Annotated in this window: 5 protein-coding genes; all 5 read left to right on the forward strand. The window is 44.3% G+C overall.

All coding sequences use genetic code 11. From position 1 onward, the window contains the following. Positions 1 to 308 precede the first annotated feature (308 nt). The 5 genes from HMPREF0373_RS05140 (at position 309) to aspS (ending at position 8,342) form a co-directional block, all read left to right on the forward strand. A complete protein-coding gene (locus tag HMPREF0373_RS05140; RefSeq protein ID WP_044963074.1) occupies positions 309 to 2,624 on the forward strand; it encodes a RelA/SpoT family protein in 2,316 nt (771 codons plus the stop codon). Positions 2,625 to 2,649: 25 nt separating this feature from the next. After that, complete coding sequence (locus tag HMPREF0373_RS05145; RefSeq protein ID WP_022036188.1) at positions 2,650 to 3,282, forward strand: MBL fold metallo-hydrolase; 633 nt, start codon at positions 2,650 to 2,652, stop codon at positions 3,280 to 3,282. A gap of 60 nt (positions 3,283 to 3,342) precedes the next feature. Further along, entirely contained in the window at positions 3,343 to 5,040 is a 1,698-nt protein-coding gene (gene hemZ, locus HMPREF0373_RS05150; protein WP_021738568.1) for a coproporphyrinogen dehydrogenase HemZ, read from the forward strand. A 169-nt stretch (positions 5,041 to 5,209) separates the two neighbouring features. Then, a complete protein-coding gene (gene hisS, locus HMPREF0373_RS05155) occupies positions 5,210 to 6,457 on the forward strand; it encodes a histidine--tRNA ligase (RefSeq protein WP_021738570.1) in 1,248 nt (415 codons plus the stop codon). Between the two features lie 79 nt (positions 6,458 to 6,536). Next, positions 6,537 to 8,342, forward strand: coding sequence for an aspartate--tRNA ligase (gene aspS / locus HMPREF0373_RS05160; RefSeq protein WP_021738571.1), 1,806 nt, complete (start codon positions 6,537 to 6,539; stop codon positions 8,340 to 8,342). The last annotated feature ends 41 nt before the right edge of the window (positions 8,343 to 8,383 follow it).

The raw sequence follows: 8,383 nt of genomic DNA on the forward strand, positions 1-8,383 counted from the left end.
TGCCTCCTTATCATTGCCAAAAATTATAGTAAATTGGCGTTTCTACTAAGCATTGTATCTGAAAAGTAGTTTGTTTTCAAGAAAATTCAAAAAAATGGCTATTTTTTTGTAAAATCGTGTGATACTCTAAAAAGTAACAATTAAGTTACCGTCGGTATGGCGTTGATGGCGGTAACAAGCAGCATCTGCATTTGGAAAGCGTTGCAATTTATAATAAATTTCATTATAATGTTGGAATAGGTGGGATCGAGATGGAAACAAAAGAAAAAAAGATAATTTCAGAAAACAATAACATACCGCGGACGAAAATGCAGATTGATGAAGCTGCGCTTCAGTCAATTGAGCCGGCAGCCGTTCTGGACTCAGCGATCGTTCCAATCAGGGATTTTGTCAGTCCGGAGGAATTGCATCGGGATCTGATTGAGATTATACAGAAATATCATCCGTCAGCAGATATTTCCATGGTGGAAAAGGCATATCAGATTGCTGCGGAAGCACATAAGACGCAGGTGCGTAAATCCGGAGAACCGTATATTATCCATCCATTATATGTGGCCATTATTTTGGCGGAGCTTGAGATGGATAAGGAAACAATCGTGGCGGGACTGCTTCATGACGTAGTGGAAGATACGGTCATGACTGATGAGGAGATCAAAGAAGAATTTGGCCCGGAAGTGGCATTGTTGGTGGATGGTGTGACAAAGCTGGGACAGATTGCCTATGATGCGGATAAGATTGAAGTGCAGGCAGAAAATCTGCGAAAAATGTTCCTTGCCATGGCAAAGGATATCCGTGTCATTATTATCAAGCTGGCAGACCGTCTGCACAATATGCGTACGCTGAAATATATGAAGCCGGAGAAACAGAAGGAAAAAGCCCGTGAGACCATGGATATCTATGCACCGATCGCACAGCGGCTCGGTATTTCCAAGATCAAGATCGAGCTGGAGGATCTGTCGTTAAAGTATCTGGAGCCGGAAGCGTATTATGATCTGGTAGAAAAAATTGCTGTCCGGAAATCTGCCAGAGATGCGTATGTCCACAGACTGATGAATGATGTGGAGGCCTGTCTGAAGGATGCGGGTATCAAGGCTACGGTTATGGGAAGGGCAAAACATTTTTTCAGTATTTACAAGAAAATGGTAAACCAGAACAAAACCCTGGATCAGATCTATGATCTGTTTGCAATCCGTATTATTGTGGATGATGTCAAGGACTGTTATGCAGCACTGGGTGTGATCCATGAGAAATACAAACCGATTCCGGGACGTTTCAAAGATTATATCGCAATGCCGAAGCCAAATATGTATCAGTCTCTGCATACGACGCTGATCGGACCAACCGGTCAGCCATTTGAGATTCAGATCCGTACAGAAGAGATGCATCGTACTTCTGAATACGGTATTGCTGCTCATTGGAAATACAAAGAAGCAAATAACGGAAACAGCATCAACGGTGAGGAAGAAAAGTTAAGCTGGCTGCGCCAGATCCTTGAATGGCAGCGTGACATGTCCGATAACCGGGAGTTTATGAGCCTGTTAAAGAGTGATCTGGATCTGTTTTCTGACAGTGTATTCTGTTTTACGCCAAGCGGTGATGTTAAGAGTCTTCCGAAAGGCTCCACACCGATTGATTTTGCCTATGGGATCCATTCGGCCGTGGGCAATAAGATGATCGGAGCCAAGGTAAACGGACGGCTGGTAACCATAGATTATAATATCCGCAACGGTGACCGGATCGAGATTTTGACGTCGGCAAATTCCAAGGGCCCGAGCCGTGACTGGTTAAATCTGGTAAAAAGTACCCAGGCGAAGAATAAGATCAATCAGTGGTTCCGTAATCAGTTTAAAGAAGAAAATATCATCAAGGGCAAGGAGTTATTAACGAATTACTGTAAAACGAAAGGCATTAATTTTGGTGATATCAATAAGCCGGATTATCAGGCAAAGGTACAGCGGAAATATGGTTTCCGTGACTGGGAATCTGTGCTGGCTGCTGTGGGACATGGTGGTCTGACGGAATCACAGATCATAAACCGTATGATGGAAGAGTACCGTAAGGAGCATGCACAACAACTGACCGATGCACAGGTAGTGGAAAATGCTTCCGAGCAGAAAGAGAAACATGCGGAAGTCGAGCGGACAACCCACAAGAAGAGTGGTATTATTGTCAAAGGTCTGACGGATGTGGCAGTACATTTTTCCAAATGCTGCAGTCCGGTTCCGGGAGACGAGATCGTCGGATTCGTGACCAGAGGCCGTGGTGTGTCCATTCACAGAACAGACTGTGTTAATATCATGCAGCTGCCGGATTTTGACAGGCAGCGTCTCATTGAGGCAGAGTGGCAACAGGGAGCATCAGACGAAGAAAACGGCGGACATGGCCGTTACCTTGCAGAACTTAAAATTTTTGGAAACAATCGTACCGGCTTGTTGGTAGATATTTCAAAAGTGTTTACGGAGCGTGGCATTGATATTGATTCGATCAATTCACGGACCAGTAAGAAAGGAATTGCAACGATCGTGGTTTCCTTCTATACCAAAGGAAAAGATGAGCTGAGTATGCTGAGCGAAAAGCTGCGCCAGATTGAAAGTGTATTTGAGATTGAACGTACCACAGGCTGATAAATACAATGAAATAGGAGTGTATATGGCAGATTTAAGAATTGAAGAATATAATGTTGGCGATATCGGAACAAACTGTTACTTTATCGTAAACGCAGATACAAAAGAGATGGTGATCATTGATCCGGGTGGAGACGGTGCAGACCTGATCCGCCGCATCAAAGAGCGCGGGTTGAAACTGCAGGCAGTATTGCTGACACATGGACATTATGATCACGCACATCATGCACGGATGGTGGCAGATGCCTTTGGCGTTCCGGTGTATGCAAGCGAGAAAGAAGAAGCTACCATGCACGACATTCAGAAAAATGTATCTGCAATGTTTGGCAACCCGGAGACATATGATGCTGATGTGTATGCAAAAGACGGTGATGTACTTGATCTGGCAGGATTTAAGATCAAAGTGATTTCTACACCGGGGCATACCGAGGGTGGATGTTGCTATTATTTTGATGGAAACAAAGTGCTGGCAAGCGGAGATACGCTGTTTTGCGGCTCCGTCGGCAGAACGGATTTCAAAGGTGGCAGCATGTCGGAACTGGTGCGTTCCGTGAAAGAAAAACTGTTTTTACTTCCAAATGATACGGCTGTCCTTCCGGGACATGAGGCACGTACTACGATTGGATACGAGAAACAGTATAATATGTACTTAGCATAATGATTTTAAAAGGAATTTTCATAATTATGAAAATTCCTTTTATCACGAAAGGGTATAAAGATGATCACAGTACAATTAAATGAACCAAATTTTGAATATGATATTCATTCTCTGGTAAAAGCATTTTATCCACAGCATGATGTGCTTGTAAAAGCCATGCCGCGGGAGGAGTTTCCGGAAAGTGTATTTCATCTTGTGGTGAATTATGACCGGAAAAACCACATGATTGATTTTAAGTTTTTTGAACATAATCAGAAAGAAACTCAGGAAGAGGATGATGTAGCAAAAGAAGAAACCGTTGCACAGGATCATGAGAATCGTGCAATGAAAGAAAAAATAGCACTGGACGGTAGTGTTCAGGTTGATTTTGAAGATCGGAAAAAGACGAAAAACGAGTTAAAGCAGCAATTGTATTACCTGCTGACTGTGTATGCAGGAAAGACACTTCCGTGGGGAACTCTGACCGGTATCCGCCCGACGAAGATTCCGATGGAACTTCTGGAGGAGGGAAAAAGCGAAGATGAGATTCGTTCTTATATGAAGGAAACATATCTTGCTTCTGATGAAAAGATCGATCTGAGTCTGTCAGTTGCAAAGCGGGAGCTGGAACTGCTGAGCCGTATTGATTATGAGAACGGATACAGTCTGTATGTGGGCATTCCGTTTTGTCCGAGCACCTGTCTGTATTGCTCTTTTACCTCCTATCCGCTGGCAAAATGGGCGAACCGCATGGATGAATATCTGGATGCACTGGAAAAAGAAATTGCCTTCACGGCAGAGGTATGCAAGCATAAAGTATTGAATTCTGTTTATATCGGCGGAGGTACACCGACAACACTTTCCGCAGAGCAGATGGACCGCCTGCTGACTATGATCGGAAGCTATTTTGACATTGCGGATGAGCAGGGCAGAATGATCTATGCAGATGAACATGTGAATGAAATAGATGTGATAGATGAAGCGCAGAATCCTATGGATGGAGCTGGAACTGAAAATGCTTTAACAGATGCCGACAATAAAATGGAAAAAGCGCGGAAACAGACGCAGCTTCTGGAATTTACGGTAGAAGCCGGCAGACCGGACAGTATCACAAGAGAAAAACTGGAAGTCATCCACAGACACAATATTTCCAGAATTTCTATCAATCCTCAGACGATGAAAGAAGAAACATTACGTCTCATCGGCCGCCAGCATACGGTGCAGCAGACCATCGACAGTTTCAAACTTGCACGGGAGGTTGGTTTTGACAATATCAATATGGATCTGATCGTGGGACTTCCGGAGGAAACCATCGAGGATGTGCGTGAGACGATGCGACAGCTGGAAGAACTGGATCCGGATAATATCACAGTTCATTCTCTGGCCATCAAACGTGCGGCCAGACTGCGGATGCAGAAAGAGCAGTATGAGAACCTGCACATTGAAAATACTGCGCAGACTATTGATCTGACCGCTGGGTGCTGCCACGAGATGGGACTGGAGCCATATTATCTGTATCGTCAGAAAAACATGGCAGGTAATTTTGAAAATGTCGGCTACGCAAAACCGGGAAAAGCCGGTGTGTACAACATTCTGATCATGGAAGAGAAACAGACCATTATGGCACTTGGCGCAGGTGCCACCACAAAAGTTGTTTTTGAAGATGGCAAGCGTATCGAGCGTGTGGGAAATGTAAAAGATATTATAAATTACCTGGATCGTGTGGATGAGATGGTAGAGCGGAAGCGGGAATTGCTGAAAAACTGTGGTCAGCTCTGATAAAACACTTGCTATATCAAACACACAAACGTATAATAAACTATGTATGTGAACACAGAAACTGGAAAAGACGTCTGTGTCTGGCAATGGATACGAAAGCAGATATCGGAATCTGTTTTATAAGGTAATATAAAATACAGAGCAATCTGTATGGAATGGAGGATATACAGTGGCTTTAAAGAAAAAACCGGTAAACGGTATGAAAGATATTATGCCGGATGAGATGCAGATCCGTGATTATGTGCAGAGCGTAATCAAGGAGACGTATCGTGCATTCGGATTTACTCCGATTGAGACTCCGTGTATGGAAGACATTGCAAACCTGAGCAATAAGCAGGGCGGAGAAAATGAGAAACTGATTTTCAAAGTATTGAAACGTGGTGAGAAACTGAAATTAGAGACAGCACAGAGTGAGGCAGATCTGGTTGATTTCGGTATGAGATATGATCTGACCGTACCGCTTTGCCGTTACTATGCGAACCATGCAAATGATCTGCCGTCCCCGTTTAAGGCACTTCAGATGGGAAATGTATGGCGTGCAGACCGTCCGCAGAGAGGTCGTTATCGTCAGTTTATGCAGTGCGATATTGATATTCTTGGCGAGCCGTCCAACCTGGCAGAGATCGAGCTGATTCTTGCTACGACTACCACACTTGGCAAACTTGGATTCAAAAATTTTGAAATCCGTATCAACGAGCGTCGTATCTTAAAAGCAATGGCGGCTTACAGCGGATTTGCAGAGGAAGAGTTCGATACCGTATTTATCATTCTGGACAAGATGGACAAGATTGGTCTGGAAGGCGTTGCAGAGGAACTTGCAAAAGAAGGCTACGCACAGGAAGCAATCGACAAATATCTGTCTCTGTTCACCGGTGTGGAGCAGGCAGAGGATGGCATCAGCTATCTGGCAGATACTTTAGGTGACTATCTGGATGCAGAGATCGTTCAGAACATGAAAGAAATCGCATCTGCAGTAAATGCGACAAAAACAGCATCCTTTGAACTGGTATTTGACCCGACTCTGGTACGAGGCATGTCTTACTATACAGGAACTATTTTTGAAATTGCGATTCCGGAGTTTGGCGGAAGCTGCGGCGGCGGCGGACGTTACGACAAGATGGTTGGAAACTTCACCGGAAAAGATGTTCCGGCCTGCGGATTTTCCATCGGATTTGAGCGTATTATTCTGCTTCTGATGGAAAACGGATTTCAGATTCCGGAGCAGCCGAAGAAGACGGCATATCTGATTGAAAAAGGATATCCGGGAGACAAACTCAGCGAAGTGATCGGACAGGCACAGCAGGCCCGTGCAAACGGCGAGCAGGTACTGGTTGTCCGCATGAATAAAAATAAAAAATTCCAGAAAGAGCAGCTTTCAAAAGAAGGTTATGAGGATTTTGTAGAATTTTTTAAATAAGAAATGAAACTGATGTAAGATGCAGATTTTTGAAAAACAGAAATGCATCGTGCATGAGTGATTACAGGAGGAATAAATTATGGCAGAGTCCATGCGTGGATTGAAAAGATCCCATAGATGTACAGAGGTATCCAGCGCAGATATCGGAAGTACCGTTACCGTTATGGGATGGGTACAGAGAAGAAGAAATCTGGGCAGCCTGATCTTTATTGATTTGAGAGACCGTTCCGGTCTGCTTCAGATCGTATTTGATGAAAACAGTGTAGGAAGCGACGGATTTGCAAAAGCAGAGACACTCAGAAGTGAGTATGTTATCGCAGTTGTTGGTAAGATCCAGAAACGTTCTGCAGCAGTAAATGAAAACTTAAAAACCGGTGATATTGAAGTGATCGCAGAGAGTCTTCGTATCCTTTCTGAGTCCGATACACCGCCGTTCCATATCGAGGAGAATTCCCAGACAAAAGATGAGATCCGTCTGAAATACCGTTACCTGGATCTGCGTCGTCCGGATTTACAGCGTAACCTGATGCTCAGAAGCAAAGTGGCTTATCTGATGCGTGATTTTATGGCAAAAGAAGGATTTATCGAGATTGAGACACCGGTTCTGACAAAATCTACTCCAGAGGGAGCAAGAGATTACCTGGTACCGAGCCGTGTACATCCGGGAAGCTTTTATGCACTTCCGCAGTCTCCACAGCTGTTCAAACAGCTGCTGATGTGCTCCGGATATGACCGTTATTTCCAGATTACCAAATGTTTCCGTGATGAGGACTTACGTGCTGACCGTCAACCGGAGTTTACACAGGCGGATATGGAGTTATCTTTCGTAGATGTAGATGATGTATTAGACGTAAATGAGCGTCTGTTAAAATATGTATTCAAAGAGGCAATCGGTGTGGATGTGCAGATCCCGCTTCCGCGTATGACATGGCAGGATGCGATGAACCGTTACGGTTCCGACAAACCGGATACCCGTTTCGGCATGGAATTACACGATGTATCTGAGGTTGTAAAAGACTGTGGATTCGGTGTATTTACCGGTGCATTGGAGAACGGCGGCAGCGTACGAGGTATCGCTGTTCCGGGCAAAGCGTCCATGGGACGTAAACAGATCGACAAACTGGTTGATCTGGCAAAAACATATGGAGCAAAGGGTCTGGCTTACCTGTGCGTAAATGAAGATGGCACATACAAATCTTCTTTTGCAAAATTCATGACAGAGGAAGAACTGGCAGCATTAGTAGAAGCTATGGAAGGAAAACCGGGTGATCTGCTGTTATTTGCTGCAGATAAAAATAAAGTCGTATGGGCAGTTCTTGGTGCATTGAGACTTCATATGGCAAAAGAGCTGAACCTGCTTGATCCGAATCAATATAATTTCCTTTGGGTAACAGAGTTCCCGTTACTTGAGTGGTCTGACGAAGAGAATCGCTATATGGCAATGCATCATCCGTTTACTATGCCAATGGAAGAGGATTGGGATAAGATTGATTCTGAACCGGGCGCTGTCCGTGCAAAAGCATACGATATCGTGTTAAATGGTACTGAGCTTGGCGGTGGTTCTGTCCGTATCCATCAGGATGATATTCAGGAGAAAATGTTTGAGGTACTTGGATTTACAAAAGAGCGTGCATGGGATCAGTTCGGTTTCCTGCTTTCTGCATTCAAGTATGGTGTACCGCCACACGCAGGGCTGGCTTACGGTTTAGACCGTATGGTAATGCATATGGTACATGCAGATTCCATCCGTGATGTCATTGCATTTCCGAAGGTAAAAGATGCTTCCTGTCTGATGACAGAGGCACCGGGCACTGTAGATGAGAAACAGTTAGAAGAACTTGGACTTGCCATCAACCTTCCGGAAGAGACAACCGAAGAGGAATAATTATAAAGATAGAATTGTGGGAGTACGAAGTACGGAACAAT

Origin of the sequence: Eubacterium ramulus ATCC 29099 (assembly GCF_000469345.1) — a bacterium.
In the GTDB taxonomy this organism is placed as follows: domain Bacteria; phylum Bacillota; class Clostridia; order Lachnospirales; family Lachnospiraceae; genus Eubacterium_I; species Eubacterium_I ramulus.

Excerpts from the sequence above, each read along its gene's own strand:
- HMPREF0373_RS05140 (WP_044963074.1), top strand. The coding sequence starts at position 309 with ATGCAGATTGATGAAGCTGCGCTTCAGTCAATTGAGCCGGCAGCCGTT.
- HMPREF0373_RS05145 (WP_022036188.1), top strand. The coding sequence starts at position 2,650 with ATGGCAGATTTAAGAATTGAAGAATATAATGTTGGCGATATCGGAACA.
- hemZ (WP_021738568.1), top strand. The coding sequence starts at position 3,343 with ATGATCACAGTACAATTAAATGAACCAAATTTTGAATATGATATTCAT.
- aspS (WP_021738571.1), top strand. The coding sequence starts at position 6,537 with ATGGCAGAGTCCATGCGTGGATTGAAAAGATCCCATAGATGTACAGAG.